Annotated in this window: 18 protein-coding genes; 6 read left to right on the forward strand and 12 right to left on the reverse strand. The window is 40.8% G+C overall.

What is annotated here, in order from left to right; genetic code table 11:
- Positions 1–351: 351 nt before the first annotated feature.
- Complete coding sequence (locus GGU45_RS20540) at positions 352–1,389, forward strand: hypothetical protein (RefSeq protein ID WP_435227986.1); 1,038 nt, start codon at positions 352–354, stop codon at positions 1,387–1,389.
- 188 nt (positions 1,390–1,577) lie between these two features.
- Positions 1,578–1,826, forward strand: coding sequence for a TFIIB-type zinc ribbon-containing protein (locus GGU45_RS20545; RefSeq protein ID WP_435227988.1), 249 nt, complete (start codon positions 1,578–1,580; stop codon positions 1,824–1,826).
- 35 nt (positions 1,827–1,861) lie between these two features.
- Here GGU45_RS20545 and GGU45_RS20550 read toward each other — a convergent pair whose 3' ends face one another.
- From GGU45_RS20550 to GGU45_RS20590, 9 genes are all read right to left on the reverse strand, one after another.
- Complete coding sequence (locus GGU45_RS20550) at positions 1,862–2,449, reverse strand: dihydrofolate reductase family protein (RefSeq protein WP_435227990.1); 588 nt, start codon at positions 2,447–2,449, stop codon at positions 1,862–1,864.
- 71 nt (positions 2,450–2,520) lie between these two features.
- Positions 2,521–2,823, reverse strand: a complete 303-nt coding sequence (locus GGU45_RS20555) for a hypothetical protein (protein WP_435227991.1) — start codon at positions 2,821–2,823, stop codon at positions 2,521–2,523.
- Between the two features lie 749 nt (positions 2,824–3,572).
- On the reverse strand, positions 3,573–4,223 hold the full coding sequence (locus tag GGU45_RS20560) for a hypothetical protein (RefSeq protein WP_435227993.1): 651 nt from the start codon (positions 4,221–4,223) through the stop codon (positions 3,573–3,575).
- Between the two features lie 18 nt (positions 4,224–4,241).
- Positions 4,242–4,658, reverse strand: coding sequence for a very short patch repair endonuclease (locus GGU45_RS20565; RefSeq protein WP_435227994.1), 417 nt, complete (start codon positions 4,656–4,658; stop codon positions 4,242–4,244).
- A gap of 10 nt (positions 4,659–4,668) precedes the next feature.
- On the reverse strand, positions 4,669–5,268 hold the full coding sequence (locus GGU45_RS20570; protein WP_435227995.1) for a hypothetical protein: 600 nt from the start codon (positions 5,266–5,268) through the stop codon (positions 4,669–4,671).
- Positions 5,265–5,888, reverse strand: a complete 624-nt coding sequence (locus GGU45_RS20575) for a hypothetical protein (protein WP_435227996.1) — start codon at positions 5,886–5,888, stop codon at positions 5,265–5,267. Before GGU45_RS20575 ends, GGU45_RS20570 begins: the two co-directional genes overlap by 4 nt.
- Before the next feature lie 4 nt (positions 5,889–5,892).
- Positions 5,893–8,031, reverse strand: coding sequence for an ATP-binding protein (locus tag GGU45_RS20580; RefSeq protein ID WP_435227998.1), 2,139 nt, complete (start codon positions 8,029–8,031; stop codon positions 5,893–5,895).
- Positions 8,024–9,094, reverse strand: a complete 1,071-nt coding sequence (locus GGU45_RS20585; RefSeq protein WP_435227999.1) for a DNA cytosine methyltransferase — start codon at positions 9,092–9,094, stop codon at positions 8,024–8,026. The genes GGU45_RS20580 and GGU45_RS20585 overlap by 8 nt, the downstream gene beginning before the upstream one ends.
- Positions 9,095–9,255: 161 nt before the next feature.
- Positions 9,256–9,666 carry an XRE family transcriptional regulator gene (locus GGU45_RS20590; protein WP_435228001.1) on the reverse strand — a complete coding sequence of 137 codons (411 nt, stop codon included), beginning with the start codon at positions 9,664–9,666 and terminating at the stop codon, positions 9,256–9,258.
- A 184-nt stretch (positions 9,667–9,850) separates the two neighbouring features.
- On the opposite strand from GGU45_RS20590, the gene GGU45_RS20595 reads away from it, so the two are divergent.
- A complete protein-coding gene (locus GGU45_RS20595; RefSeq protein WP_435228002.1) occupies positions 9,851–10,459 on the forward strand; it encodes a hypothetical protein in 609 nt (202 codons plus the stop codon).
- A 36-nt stretch (positions 10,460–10,495) separates the two neighbouring features.
- Positions 10,496–11,092, forward strand: coding sequence for a hypothetical protein (locus GGU45_RS20600; RefSeq protein WP_435228003.1), 597 nt, complete (start codon positions 10,496–10,498; stop codon positions 11,090–11,092).
- Between the two features lie 240 nt (positions 11,093–11,332).
- On the opposite strand, the gene GGU45_RS20605 is transcribed toward GGU45_RS20600, so the two are convergent.
- A complete protein-coding gene (locus GGU45_RS20605; RefSeq protein WP_435228004.1) occupies positions 11,333–11,638 on the reverse strand; it encodes a hypothetical protein in 306 nt (101 codons plus the stop codon).
- Positions 11,639–12,048: 410 nt separating this feature from the next.
- Between GGU45_RS20605 and GGU45_RS20610 the strand changes: the two genes are divergently transcribed.
- Together GGU45_RS20610 and GGU45_RS20615 are read left to right on the forward strand one after the other, a co-directional pair.
- Positions 12,049–12,804, forward strand: coding sequence for a sulfite exporter TauE/SafE family protein (locus tag GGU45_RS20610; protein ID WP_435228006.1), 756 nt, complete (start codon positions 12,049–12,051; stop codon positions 12,802–12,804).
- Positions 12,805–12,939: 135 nt separating this feature from the next.
- On the forward strand, positions 12,940–13,917 hold the full coding sequence (locus GGU45_RS20615) for a metallophosphoesterase (RefSeq protein ID WP_435228008.1): 978 nt from the start codon (positions 12,940–12,942) through the stop codon (positions 13,915–13,917).
- A 107-nt stretch (positions 13,918–14,024) separates the two neighbouring features.
- Here GGU45_RS20615 and GGU45_RS20620 read toward each other — a convergent pair whose 3' ends face one another.
- A complete protein-coding gene (locus GGU45_RS20620) occupies positions 14,025–14,162 on the reverse strand; it encodes a hypothetical protein (protein WP_435228010.1) in 138 nt (45 codons plus the stop codon).
- A gap of 2 nt (positions 14,163–14,164) precedes the next feature.
- Positions 14,165–15,277, reverse strand: a complete 1,113-nt coding sequence (locus GGU45_RS20625; protein ID WP_435228012.1) for an MBOAT family O-acyltransferase — start codon at positions 15,275–15,277, stop codon at positions 14,165–14,167.
- Positions 15,278–15,310 lie beyond the last annotated feature (33 nt).

The raw sequence follows: 15,310 nt of genomic DNA on the forward strand, positions 1-15,310 counted from the left end.
AGCGCTCAGTTTGTTACTGAAATTCTGTGTCGTTGCCACTGAAACGCAAAAACACATATTTTTTTAATGCTATAACATATAACAACGGTCCCGTTTTTAATTTAGAAAAGTCCAGACCTTCAGTCTTTCAGAGCATCTGTGGCAAACATAGGAAACGCTGAAGACCTTGATTTTTGCTGCGTTTCAAATAAATTGCAGATGGCCGCCGGTCCGGAGCTGGTTAAACAATGTTCCGAGATCTTCGGCCATTAATATTTTTTGTTTTATATTCGCATACAAATGCTTATGAGGTCGATTACCAGGAAATAGCCCATCCACTTCATACGCTCCTCTTAACTTCAAAAATAAAAAATGAAACGGACAGCCCTCCTCATTTTAGGTGTTTTGTGCACCTTTGTTTTTTCCTTTGCCCAAACCAGTACAGAAAGTTTTGAAACCGAAAGCCACGGCAGCACCAACTTCACCGACAATGGGGTTATCTTTAAAATTATTTCCCAAACAGGAACATTTGATATACAGGGAAATTACCCTAACACTGGCTGGAGTGGAACAGCCAATGACAATAAGTATATTGACAATTCAAACGGCGGCGCAAGCGGACAGCTATGTTCTTTTAGCATTAAAACAACCTCCAATTTATTTAAGGTAAGCCGGTTTTGGATGTATTTAGGGGCCATTAATACCGATTTAAATGTAACAGGAACCCTGACTGTTACCGGAAAATTAAGCGGCGTTACCAAATTTACGCAAACGAAAACCACGGGGTTTGCCACATCTTTGGGAACCACCAATGGTTTTACGCTGATCGATTTGACGAATCTCAACGGTCAGAATTATTCCAATATTGTCATTGATCAATTACAGCTCAGTACGGGTGGAAACTATGAATATGCCGCACTGGATGCCTTTACCTGGGTAAAAGACGCCAACATTGTATTGCCATCCGGTTTTAGCACTGTGGATGCAGTGCTAAAAGACAATGCCCTGCATGTAAGCTGGCAAACAGAAACTGAAACGGGTAATGATCATTTTACTATAGAAGCGTCTACAGACGGAAAAACATTTACACCCATTGCTACCATACCATCAAAAGCCGTTAATGGAAACAGCAACACCGCCATTAACTATGAATGGACTTCAAATGGCGCATTTGCTTTAGCTGCGGTGCCGCTGCTCGCCTTTGTTTTTGGGTCGCTCATTTCTTTTCGCCGCAAAAAAATGAGGTGGCTGCCCCTGGTCCTGGCGGCCGGTGTTTCAGTGGCCGCAATAAGCTGTAATAAGAGCCAGGATGAAATTGCCGCCAGCAAAAATCATTATATACGGATGGCCCAGGTAGACAAGGACGGAACCTTCACGTATTCAAAAGTGATAAAGGTTATAAAGGATTAAAGCCGTTCGGGATAGATATTGATACAGCCCCTTATCGCTTTCTATAAATGGCAACAAACTGTTAAAAAACAGGAAAAGCCTGTTTATGTTGCGCCGGTGGCTGCATTTTCTTAAATTGCCGAAAGCTATTGTTAATACACTTAAAGCAGTAAGAAATGAAATGTCCAAATTGTAATGAAACGCTATTAATGACGGAACGGCAGACGGTTGAAATTGATTATTGCCCCAGTTGCAGAGGGGTGTGGCTCGACAAAGGGGAGTTGGATAAACTATTACAATTTGCATCCGAACAAAAAACGGTATCAACGCTTCAAAAAGAAAAGAACAACGAAGCGCATAATGATCGCTATAGCGACCCTCATGATGATAAGAAATATTATCAGCAATATCCGCGCAAGAAAAAGTCCTTCCTGTCGGATTTTTTTGATTTTGATTGATCGCCAAACCGGTGTAAGGTCCGTCCAGTCTTTGTTTAACGGCCTTGGGGTTCGTAATAAACCGTTATGGCGCCGGAGTCAAAGGTTTTTGTATTCCGGAGTTTAAGGGCCGTTCTATCATGTATGTTATCAAATAAAGGCAATCCGCTTCCTGCCACAACCGGGTGAATGGTTAGCTGGAGTTCGTCAATTAAGTTCAGGTTCAGCAGGGAAATAATCAAACTCCGGCTGCCCACTAAAATATCCCCGTTGCCGCTTCCGTTTGATGCGGGTCCGGAATGTTTAAGCGCCCGGGCTTCCTCTTCGAGGGTTTTGGTTGCCAGCCGGGCAGTTGGCCATCCGGTCATCGCCGGATCGGTATTTTTTAGTGTGCGGGAAAAGACAATTTTTGGGATCCGGTCCATGATCCTTGCAAAATCGTCTGTTGCCCGGTTGCCCGTAGGATTTTTTACCACCGTTGGCCAGTATTCCATCAGCTGGTAGGTGACCCTGCCATATAGAATAGCATCGGCGTTGCGCAACAGGTCGGCATAATGTTGATGCAATGCATCATCCGGGATGATGGCGGTATGGTCGCAAAACCCGTCCACGGTCATATTGATTCCTGCGATGAGCTTTCTCATTTTATTTCTTTTATATCCACTAATTATAAATTTTATACAATTGTTATATGAAGAATACAAAATTATCGTTTCTAAATATAAACCCTGATGATGCAAATAAACATTCGGCAAGAAATACAACCAGATATGATATATAATACGTGCACAGATTTGGCCTTGATTTTTTCGTTCTTTTGCATCAAGGCAAAAGGACAAATAAAAAACGTCGTGAGCGCCAGCACAGAAAAATGCGGATTAAATGCCTGCAAGGCACATACGCATTTTTTCGCATGCCAGCGAACGCCATAAAATTTCTTTGCGCGTGGGTCAAGGAAAAAATTAAATGCCGGGCCTGTGGGCGGCTTTGTGCGTAAAATTTGTGGCGTAAATTTCAAAAATCGCCACCAAAAATTTTACAAGCAAATAGCATGGCCGCAGCGGCTATTTAGGCGCAGCCCGGAGCGCAGCGGAGACATAATGTCTAATTATAGGAAAAACGGGCGAAGACATTCTTGCCAGACAAACGCAAAAAAAATTTCCTGCGGAGACGGAAGCTGATTAATTATTTACCCGCAGGGCAAGCGTAGTGAAACGGAGCGCAGACATAATATAGAATTATAGCTGACAAACGGATAAGGCGCCGCCTCAGCGGCGGCCCGTTTTGTCCTATAATGTTCTGGTATTATGTTAAATAGCATTGCTATTTAATTTTTTACTTGATGTAAGGCCAAAAGAAATTTTAAAAATTAAATACATGTAATGGTTGCGGCCGAGCAACCTTTACATACCGCTTTGCTTGCGAAAAATAGGTAAAGCGGCGTGGGGTCGAGGGTAGGGGCTTTACTTATTTTGAGTGCGTGAGGGATAGAAGCGGTAGCCCGCAATGGAGTGCAGCGCAATGAGGACTACAAGCGTATAGCCCGACCCCTGCCCGGCCAAAAATCATTAAAACAGGGCAGGGGGCACGCCATAAAAATTATTGATGTGCTTTAAAATATAAATACGCCTTAGCTATTGGAGCCGATGCTCACAACTAACCCCGGGTGGTGGGTGGGAGCCTGGGTTCTTTGTTTAGCGGCGGAGCCGCGTAATCCTTTCCGTTCTTTTATTTCCAAAAATCAGCAAGGGGAGGAGGATGTGTCAGTTAGCGATCATACTTTTCCCTTAGTTCCAATTTTTTAATCCTTGAATTTATTGATCCCTCATTCCTTCCAAAAACCGCCGATAATTCTTTAACCGTTTTACCTTCACAAAAAAGCAGTTCCAGTTTTTCATCATCTTCTGTTGTCCATTTTTCATAAGCGTTTTTATTCGCCTGTTGTTTTTCGGCTTTGGTGTAAGTTTTTTTACTCCCTCTTTTCCCTTTTTGGCTATAGCAGGGTTGAAGTTTATCGAAAAGTCTTTCTTCCAGTTCTTTCCTTCCTAAATCAACTAAGATATAAGATAGCCTCAAATGTTTGGTAATTCTTTCATTTAAAAGCGCCTCAATATCATCATGAAAACTTTTACTGGAACTTGCCTTCTCAAAGTTGGGATGCTCGGAAAAATGTAAGTTTCCTAAATTTCTTCGGACAGTATGATTTTTAGTGTTCAAAATATCATTCATTCGGCCTCTTAAACTACCCGTTTCGCCAACGTAGCAAATCGCATCATCTTCTCTAAAAATATATACCGCAGCTTCATCAGGAAATTGACCAGTCCATGCCCTGCTTAATTCAATAGGTATTTGCGCTGAACAATTCAACAGCTTACCTTCGAGTTTGTCTAAATATTGGTTGATTGCTTCTTTTGTCATAATGACATTGACATCAAATTACCCTGTGATTTGCTTTAATAAGGACGAAAGAGACTGTTTCAAAACTTCCTTATTTTTCAATTGGCACTCCCATATTGTAATCACCCGCCATCCCATTTTTTTTAGTGTAGCCTTGTTGTCCTTGTCCCTTTGTATATTCCTGGATATTTTTCCTGTCCAGTATTGTTTATTAGATTCAGGTATTGTTTTCCCGCAAATAGCGTGTCCGTGCCAAAAACAACCATGAATAAAAATAATCGTCTTAAATTTAGGTAGAACGACATCGGGTTTGCCCGGCAGGTTTGAAACATTTTTTCGGAATCGTAATCCCTGAGCAAACAAATATCTCCTTACTAGTATTTCAGGTTTGGTATCTGCGGACTTCACAGCCGACATTGTCTTTGTTCTTTCAGTCTTGGAAAAAGTATCCGCCATAAGAATTAATCTAACTATCTATAGAATGAGTTAAATCGCCTAATGCTAATAATGTATTTCTGTTCGCTAATAAATAAGCTGCACCGAAAAAATCATTACTGTAATTGTCGATATGCTCGTCATATTTGGCTTTCATTTGTTCAACGATTGATTCAATGTTATAACCTTGGATAAATAGTTTATAGCCGTAGTTCGCGCATTCAACAAATGGAGTTCTATTGTAATCCCAAATCGTGAATTTTTCCTTGTAACCAATGTACGAAATACATTGATTGTCTATTAACAATTGGCCTAATCGTTTTCCTGTGCTACACGAGCATGTATAAAAAAACGAGTTCTTAAAAAGAGTTATGTTTAATGTTTCGGAGATATATGGCGTTGTTCCTCCTGCTAATAGCTCCGAATCTGAGCCATGAGAATACGCCAGAAAAACAAATTTACCATTTTTCGGAATTGATAGAGATACAGCTAAATCGTTAAGTGCATTACTTTTAATCAATGTTATGGAGCATTTATCATTTTCAAAATTCTCCAAATCTGTTAAACACTCAGTATAAAAGTTGCCCAATACCTCGTCCTGTTCATCAATAGCAAGAATAGCGTTAATCATTGAATCTTTTCTTTATTTCTCATTATTAGTTCAATAGTAAGATTGTTGACCTTTTTAACGAAATCTCGCCCAATACTTGTCTCCATCCTTATTTCGTGCAAAATTTGTTTAAGTGTATATTGATTAGTCTCAGTAATCAATATAGGCTTATCATCGCTGAGATTATTAGCCATAAGCCAATCCTCAATTGCAGCGTCAACTCTCATGTCGATACTACTTACTGCTTCGTCTATCAGGCCAATAATGCTTGTATAATCGTTGGTGAATTTTTCAAGTTTAAACAGATCCTTGTTAACCAAAATCTTCAATTCATCTTCGGTAAAATCAGCAATGCTATTGGCTGAAATTAAGACAACGAACACCAAAGCCGTTTTTTCTCTGATTTTTTCAAATACTTTTAATCCAGAAATATCATTCTTATCCTTAAAGTTTTTGTCTAAAAGGACAACCATTTTTTTTCCCAAGTTATTTAGAACGAAATCTAATCCTTCTTGAGAATGTTTAAACAAAGCCACATTTTCATCTAAATACTTATCTCGTAGCATTACAATCAATGGATAGTTTTCATCCATATCATCATGAATAACTACAATTTTTGTAAGAGCTACTTCTTTATTCATTATGTTACTTATTAAATGGTAGGATTATCATAAAAGTTGCTCCGGTAGGTTTAAACTCATTTTCTACTACTTCAATATTCCCTTTTAAAGATTTCAATATGGTATTTACAATATATAAACCCATTCCAGCGCCGCCTTGCTCTGCTGTTCTTGTATTGAATAGTCCGAAAATCCATTCCCGATCTTCGTCTTGGATGCCATATCCATTATCAGAAAAATATATCACGAACTTATCTGTATCCAAAAAGCCGGTACACTTTATTTTCTTATTTGTCGTATCCTTCAGCGCCTTGACTGAATTAGACACTAAATTCTGGAAAATATCCTGAAATGCTTTTTTGTTTGTTTCAATTATGAAATTGTCCTTTATGTCTATTTCCAACGAGATAGCCTCCGCACTAAAAAGTCCTTCATACTGATTTTTTAATAAATCCGTAATAAGCGCTACAACATCAAACTCTTCAAACGTCCCATCAATATTTGCAAAACTAAGCATGAAGTCCGTTACTGTAATAAGCGTATTCATTTCGTTATATATCGAAATGGCATACATGCTATAGTATTTGTCGAACTTTGGATTGGGGTAGTTTTCTTTTATAAATTCACCTAGGTGTTTAACTTTGGCTATTGATGTTCTAACAGCATGGGCTATCATGGAAGCATACTCCTGCATAGAAATAAGACTATAAAGAACCTTTTCCTTTCGCTCTACTTCTTTTTGATATTTTTTCTGTTCAGATATGCTTTTATTAATTAAAGCATGGGTTTCTTTCGCCCGTGTGCGCAGGGTGGTAACCAACTGAGTGATTTTAGGATTTTCAATCGTTTCAGTTTGGGTAGCCAATTGATCCAATTCTCTTTCAAAATCCTTTATATCTTTTCCTGCGTCTATTAGTTCATTTTCAACTTTTGACCGCTTTGATGATCTTTCGAAATTCTTTACATCTTCAAAGGCTTTCAATTGCGCTAAAATAAATTCTTTCAAAAGACTATACTCTTCATTTGCCAAAAAGTCCTGTCTATTTGTAGCGTCAATTATTTTGGGATTTTTTTCTTTTGTTATATCTATAACACCAATAATTTCTCTCGTTCCTATTGTATCAAACGTACCGCGCCATCTTCTTTTATCTATTCCCAAAATATCTCTTCTTTTATCTGTATCGGCCTCATATTCTGCAAACGGAGTCGCAATTACTCCGTCTCTATATATCTTAATCCCATCAATTCTGGTGTCGTCATTTTTATACGTCGCGTTGTAGCGTCTTTTGGCGGCTTCGTTGAAATAAAAGAGTTTAATTTTTACTGGACCAAACTTCTGTAGAGGAATTTTCTTTTTTTCTATTATTCCTTTTTCCGAATTAAAAACAAGTGTTTCTTGTATGTTTTCAGTTTCATCAAAAGTTATTTCAGCATGATGCGAATAGAATTTTATCGGCTCAGGTCTTACTTGTCTATTAGCAAAATCTGTAATTTCATTCGATTGTATCCAGATATTAAAAGGCGGATTGATTGGATAAAAAGGTGAAACTAATTTTGAAAGTTCTTTATTCAATCGATCAACATCATTACCAGACCATGCCTCAGATACTTTGGAAATAGTAATTACTGTGCCATGTTCTTCCTCCTTTCCGTCTTCGTAAAAATATTGATTTTCTACTTCTGTAAACAAAGAAAGCTGTGCAGAGGAGCTGCCCGTACTTTTTGCTATCTTCTCATATTCATCCCAATTTATTTTTACACAAAGCCAGGTCTTTGTTCCTTGTTCTTTGGTCCGGATTTCAACTCTTTCGCCCAACTTATCAACTGCAAAACGCCCAATTCCTTTTTCTCCAACAAATTTTCTATTAAAAGGAGGATCGGAATACAGCTTTGTCCGTTTACTATTAGTGCCTACAACCATCCATTTGTCGCGTATATCGGAAAACGACATTCCTATCCCATTATCAGCGATTACTATTTTACTACTTTCATCCAACTGAGCTACATTATTAAAACTAACATCTACCTTCGTAGCGTTAGCGTCATAACAGTTTTTAACCAACTCATAAACTGCTGTGATCCTATCCGTAATTAAATCCCTTCCCAACAGTCTGAATGTGTTTACGTCAAATCTCCATTTTAGCGACTGGTCGGGCTTATCCATTTTGTTGAATGCTGTTTAAGTGTAGTTTTATACTCTTAGCAATAGCTTTACCAAGTAATACAGGGACCGCATTGCCAATATGCTTTGCGATATTTAATGCAGAAAATGTACTTTTTGAATCTATAAGGCTGTACCCTTTTGGAAACGACTGTAATAGAGCTGCCTCACGCAATGAAATAGCTCTATCTTGCTCAGGATGTCCAAACCTGCCATTATTTAAGCCTATACAGTATGTTGTCATAGTAGGCGCCACATCATCCCATTGCATTCTGCCATATACGCTACGGTATTTTTCGCCACCTTCTTTTTTATGACAAGCTAACTTAAGTTCCTCGTCCCAATCTTTCCAACTACCGCCTTCTTTGGTAGCCTGTATTCTGCGTTTTGTAAGTTCGGTAAGTTTTCTAGCTCTATGTAATTTGTCCTTCTTATCTATTTCACCATCGCTAATAGGGGATAAATCGCCAATGGCTTGCCTGACGGTAACATATTTCCCTACTTTATGAGTTGGGGCAATCATGTCTATTTTACCGTGTAAGGATCCAAGTAGTACCAACCTTTTTCGCCTTTGAGGCACCCCATAGTCCTGGGCATTAAATATGTCGTAAGATATATGATAGCCTATGTCTTCTAAAGCCTTTACAAAATCATTGAACACTACGCCGTCTCCATAATTTTTCAAAAGAGGAACATTCTCCATAGATATTACCTCAGGTCTTGTTTCTTTTATTAAGGACGAAAAAGAATAGAGCAATTTCCACCTTGGATCAGCGTCTGAATTTTCAATAACGTCTTTTTTTCTGTTGAAAATAGAGTAGGGCTGACAGGGTGCGCACCCAATTAATATTTTTCGTTTGCCCCCAAAAAGTGCTTTAAGATCGCTTGCCGAAAGCGCACCTATATCTTTATGTAAAAATTGTGTGTTATTGTTTTTCTCATACGCATACTTGCAGGAATTATCAAAATCAATTCCCGCAGCAACTTGGAAACCTTCTTTTACAAAGCCATGCGTTAACCCCCCAATCCCACAAAATAAATCTACTACTAAAAATTCATCAATCATATTGTATGTTGATAATAAGCGACTTATAAATTAAATATAATAAAAATGTAATATATATAAGCAAGATACAAAGGTATTCGCTTATACGGAAAAATTACTACAATTATTTTAACGTCAATCTCAATACCAACTTTTTGAACTCGCTTAAACGAAGATCTTCTTTATTTCTCAAGCAGGCCTTTAAGTGTTACCATCATCTCATCCTTTTCCTTCATCATCCTTTCATACAGCGCAATCTTTTCATCATGCAACTTTCTAATTTCCTCAATAGGATTGATATTGAATGTTGGCTGGGAGTTGCCAATGTAGGCGTCTTTTTCAATATTAAATGTATTTGCAATTACATTTACAGCCTGTTCTTCATCAAAGTTCTGAAACGCTTCCACAGGTATTTTTAATGCCGCTGAAATCTGTTGGAGTAAGGGCACATCAATGGTTTCTTTGGTTTCCAATATGGATATTTTTTTCTGGTTCCAGTCATCGCCCAACTCATAAGCCAGGGTTTCCTGTTTAATGCCAAGCATTTCGCGGAAACGCTTTACATTCCGGCCTTCGTGTATCTTTTTCTCCATAATAGTTGTATTTATCAATGGTTCAAATTTAGGCTTTTACGTTCAATAAGCCATTAGGATAAAGATAGCTAAAATATCCGGCAAAATGGCATAAAATATCCACTGCGTAACTTGAATATCCCCTTCGGGGATAGGTACTTTGTGGTACTGTAGATTACCAAAATGTTCACCTAAAATAGTAACCATGAAAACTAAATTACCCAAAGACCCATTTAATACAGCATGCTGGAGTAGGGGAGGCATCACCGACCCCCGGCAGGTATTAGCAGAAGTTTTTAACAGCTCGGATATTGCAACCCTGCGCACGGAAATTAAACAGATCGTAAGCTATGCACAGGTTGACAAATTATATAAAGATCACTCGCCCTGTGATGTGCTGCTGGATATGAAAATTGTACGGTCTGTATTGAAAGCCGCCCATGCGCTGAAGGATGAAAAAAGTAGCCCGGTTGCAGTTTCAGCAAACGACATTTTTGATAAAAGTTATTATTGCAGTCCGTTCAGTAAATCCGGCCTGTGGAGCGATTTTCCGCGTTGTTTATCCCCGGAAGAATTTTGTAATCCATACCGGGTATTAAAAAAGTTTTTCAAAAAACAGTCGCTCAGCAAGTGGATACAGGATTGGAAGGAAATGGTAGAATGCGCGCTTAGTCGCCATAGCAGTGATACAGACCTGGGCTCATTACAATTTTACATGCGGCTGGTAAAGTTGGTGGAAGCTGCACACCTGATAGATGTGCGGGAAGTAACGCATATTGGCGGGCGACTTAAAAACCGTTTTGTGGACAATTGAGCAAACCTATTTTAATTACACTAAAATTAAATAACCATGAAAACACAAGATTACATGAGCCAGTTAAACGGCCGGGAGCAAAACGCATTTTATTGCATAAAAAAGCTGGTGGCCGCACGCTTGCAACCATTGATCATTTATTGTTATGGCTGCGAAACAGTAGTACATACCCGCCGTCATTGTTTTATGACCAAACGGATCAATGAAGCCCGGCAATTTACCTGCGATCTGCTGTTGATTACACCGGACGAATGCGTAATTGAGGACGCGCTGAAAACCGAAGTTCAGGAAATTACAAGCCATTTAGGCAGGGTGAATATGATCATACATCCGCTAAATTTTGTAATACAGCAATTAAATACGGAGAACCTGTTTTTTAACTGGGTACGTCGGAACGGAACACTGCTATTTGAAAAAAATGCCACTACGCAATTATTGCCCGTGCCGGTGGGCAAACAATACCGCCAACAGGCGGAGCAATTTTATTTAAGAGACCCTAAAATGACTAATTATTTGCAAGAAAAATTGCAGCCTGTCATTGCAACACAGCAGCTTAAAAAAGCGAACAAGCCCGTAGAAATAAGGCTGACGTTGGATCTGGAGAACGGCTGGTGTCCAAAACCAACAGAATAAAAGAAGCCGTTGCTAACCCATAGAATATCCAGTTAACTAACGCGGGCTTGATAGTCATATCAGGCTCTTATTGACAAAGAATACATTATGTTAAATAGGAGACGGGTCGGATCTCGGGTAATCAGGAGCGTGCAAAGCGCCTATTTTCTTTGTAACGTTTAATTGTCTTTAACGTGCATTTTCACAAAGAAAATCAGCGCAATAGGTAAACTTCGATAATCAGGCAGCACGCACTTCGGTCTACACCTTCAATAAGGCCAGTGTGCTGCTTTTCGTGCCGAGTGCTCGTGTGCGTGGGCCGGCCAAACGGCGGAGCATTCGTTTGGCCTTGATTTTTTCGTTCTTTTGCATCAAGGCAAAAGGACAAATAAAAAACGTCGTGAGCGCCAGCACAGAAAAATGCGGATTAAATGCCTGCAAGGCACATACGCATTTTTTCGCATGCCAGCGAACGCCACAAAATTTCTTTGCGCGTGGGTCAAGGAAAAAATTAAATGCCGAGCCTGTGGGCGGCTTTGCGCGTAAAATTTGTGGCGTAAATTTCAAAAATCGCCACCAAAAATTTTACAAGCAAATAGCATAGCCGCAGCGGCTATTTAGGCGCAGCCCGGAGCGCAGCGGAGACATAATGTCTAATTATAGGAAAAACGGGCGAAGACATTCTTGCCAGACAAACGCAAAAAAAAAATTTCCTACGGAGACGAGAAGCCGGATAATTATTTACCCGCAGGGCAAGCGGAATGCAATGGAGCGCAGACATAATATAGAATTATAGCTGACAAACGGATAAGGCGCCGCCTCAGCGGCGGCCCGTTTTGTCCTATAATTTATATTATGTTAAATATAAAATTGCTCCAGCTACCACCAGTCTGACTATTGTGTTATTCCGTCTTACTATGGGCATCCGGCAATTTTACAATTATTCGGAGTGAGATAATTATGTATTTTCACCCCCTATGCCCCTGATCATTATTTGGATTCTTGTCATTAGTTTTATTGCCGCACTCGTGCGGTCAACCTTGGGTTTTGGAGAGTCTCTGGTTGCAGTGCCGCTGTTCCTTCTTTTTCTGCCGGCAACAACGGCCGTGCCGCTATCGGTAATGCTGTCCATTATCATTGCCCTTATTATTGTGATACAGGACCATCGTAAGATTCATTTTTATAGCGCCAGGTGGCTTATTTTTTATGCAATTCCGGGCATTCCCCTGGGCTTGCTCATCCTTGTGTACGGCAACGAACATCTTGTAAAAACGGTACTTGGTTTATTGATCACCGGCTATGCGCTCTATACGCTGACTGTCAAAAACACAAAATGCCTGAATGCCGATAGTCAGTTATGGCTTTTTATCTGTGGTTTTTTATCGGGCGTTTTTGGCGGTGCGTATGGATTGAACGGGCCGCCCCTGGTGGTATATGGCAATCTTCGAAAGTGGCCGGCAGTTCAGTTTCGCGCAACGCTGCAGGCTTATTTTTTGCCGGTAAGCCTGCTGGGCTTTACCGGTTATGCTGCTAAAGGATTGGTAACGGCGGAGCTGAATTACTATTTCCTGGCCGCGCTAACCACCTCCGTTCCCGCCATATTTTTGGGCAGATGGCTGAATGGCAAATTAAATAACCGTTCCTTTCTCCGGTATGTCCTTTACGGACTAATGATCATTGGCGTTATTCTAATATTAGCGGCCTGGTATCAGGACCCGGCCAAAACGATATAATTCCATTAACCATTTTTTTGGCATCTGGCTTTCCATTGGGCACCCCCAGCGGATCCCCCCGGCGATCTTTGCGGTAAATAGCAGGCAGACAAACGGAACACGCAATAAGGTATTTAACTTAACTTGTGTTGAAATATGAAACTACAAACTACTACCCTTAGCCGGCGGCAATTTGTAAAGGTCGCGGCATCTGCAGGTCTGGCCCTGAGTATTCCGGCAGCCCTATCCGCCGCAATGAGAAAGGAAACCATAAAGATCGGCATCATTACCGACCTGCATCAGGATCTGATTCCAACCGGCTATGAGCGGTTATCAGCCTTTTTAGCGGATATGAAGAAAATAAATCCCGATGCACTTTTACAAATGGGCGACTTTGCCTATCCCGGTGATAAAAATGAAAAAGTGATCAGTGCCTTTAAAAATGCGCATTCCAAAACGCTGCATGTAATCGGCAACCACGATACCGATTCCGGTTATACCAAACAACAATGCATCAACTACTGGGGCATGCCTGGCCGGTATTATGCATATCAATTAAAGGGCATCTGCGTGCTGGTACTGGATGGCAATGACAAGGGGTCTCCCACCCGGAAAAGCGGTTACCCCGCCTATATTGGCCCGGAACAAATGACCTGGCTAAAAGAACAACTGGAAACGGTAAAAGAGCCGCTACTTATCGTATCGCATCAGCCACTGGCGGGCGCCGGTGCCGTAGATAATGCGGTTGAAATACAGGCTTTGCTGGAAAAACACCGGAATAAAATCCTGCTGGCTATAAACGGGCATACACATATTGACGCCCATTACCACATAAACGGTATACATTATGTGCACGTCAATTCTGCTTCCTATTACTGGATGGGCGAAAAATATAAGCACACCATCTATGATCCGGTGGTGCATCAGCAATACCCCTATCTCTCCTATACCTGTCCTTATAAGGATGCGCTGTTTACCACGCTTACCATCGATCCTGTTAAGAACAGGATTCAACTGAAAGGGAAAGCCAGCCAATGGGAAGGAAAATCCCCGGAGGAACTGCACTATCAAAATTCTGAAATGCTCCATACCGGTAAAGAGATTGTGCCGCGGATCAGCGATATACGGTGGTAGTTAAACACTGCCGGGCGCCGGCGCTGAAACAGCGGGTGTTCCCTTATTCTGTAAATCATTACTCCCTGCGGCTGTTTTAACCGCAGAAAATCTCCGGAGGAGCTGCACTACCATTTCACATATCGAAAGGATCCTTCAGGAAATTGTGAAAGGAAAAAGATAAGCGCCAGCAGCGCCAGGTACCACAGGATAATGAGCAGATTGGCGATAGCCGGCGTAAAATATTTCCGGAGGAAACGGTACATGGTTAAAAATTGAAAAGTAGCCGGAACTGATGCATGATCGATTGCCAGCTTTGCGGTTTAATAAGAATACAGCTCAGCGCAAAGAAGTGAAATACCAGGAACATTTTAAATCCTTTTTCAAAAATCACAAAGCCTCTGCCGGGATTAAAAGGGCTTTTAAACCGCATCAGCCGGGAGGAAAGCATAATGCCTGCGGCCTGCACCATTCCCCATATAAAATAGTTCAGTGAAATTTCATGCCACAGGCTTAATACCAGCATGGAAACAATTACGCCCATATAAACATTACGGGTATAACTGGCCACAGGGGTAAACACATAATCCCGGCACCAGGAAGAAAGGGATATATGGTAGCGCCTCCAGAATTCATTCAGGTTGGTGGCCATAAATGGATTCCGGAAATTTTCCATGATCCGGAACCCCATAATGGCCGAAAGCCCGATGGCAATGTCAGAGTACCCGGCAAACTGGAAATAGGCATTCATAGGAAAGCGGATCACAGACAGGTAATTGGCCAGCCAGCCATCAGCCGCAATTATTTTATTCTCTGTCAGCTGCTGTATTTTATAGGAAAAAATGTAATTGGCTACGATGACAATCTTGGCATATCCAAATAAACAACGTTGCAACCCATATGAGGCCAACGGCCCGTTCCACCGGCGCCGGCGCAGATCTTTTAAAAAATCCGGGAACCGGTTAATGGGACCTACCAGCAGTACGGGTAAAAAAAACAGGTAGATGAAATATTCTTCGGCCGAATGGCGCATCAATTTTTTCTTGTAGACTTCAAACGCATAATGAATCTGTTTAAAAAGATAATACGAAAGTCCCAGGGGAACCAGGAACCCGGTACCTGCTGAGGCAAATGCCACCTGTATTTTAAAATGAAGCAGGATACCCGTGTACAGAAACAAGCAACAGATCAGCCGGACGTTCAGCGGAATCCTGCCTCCTGTATGTAATATAAAATAACCGGCAACCGCCGTAAAAATGAGCAGAACCAACGAGACAGGCGCCATCCATGCGAGGTACAGCAGGGTAATAATACTAATACCCCTTATCCCCCATCTTCCCGGCAACAACCAGGATAAAACGGCGGTTCCGAGACTGATCATAAAAATCGTGTTTAGCGCATCCATATAAAAAAG

The sequence above is a fragment of the Niabella hirudinis genome, from assembly GCF_051201075.1.
GTDB lineage: Bacteria > Bacteroidota > Bacteroidia > Chitinophagales > Chitinophagaceae > Niabella > Niabella hirudinis.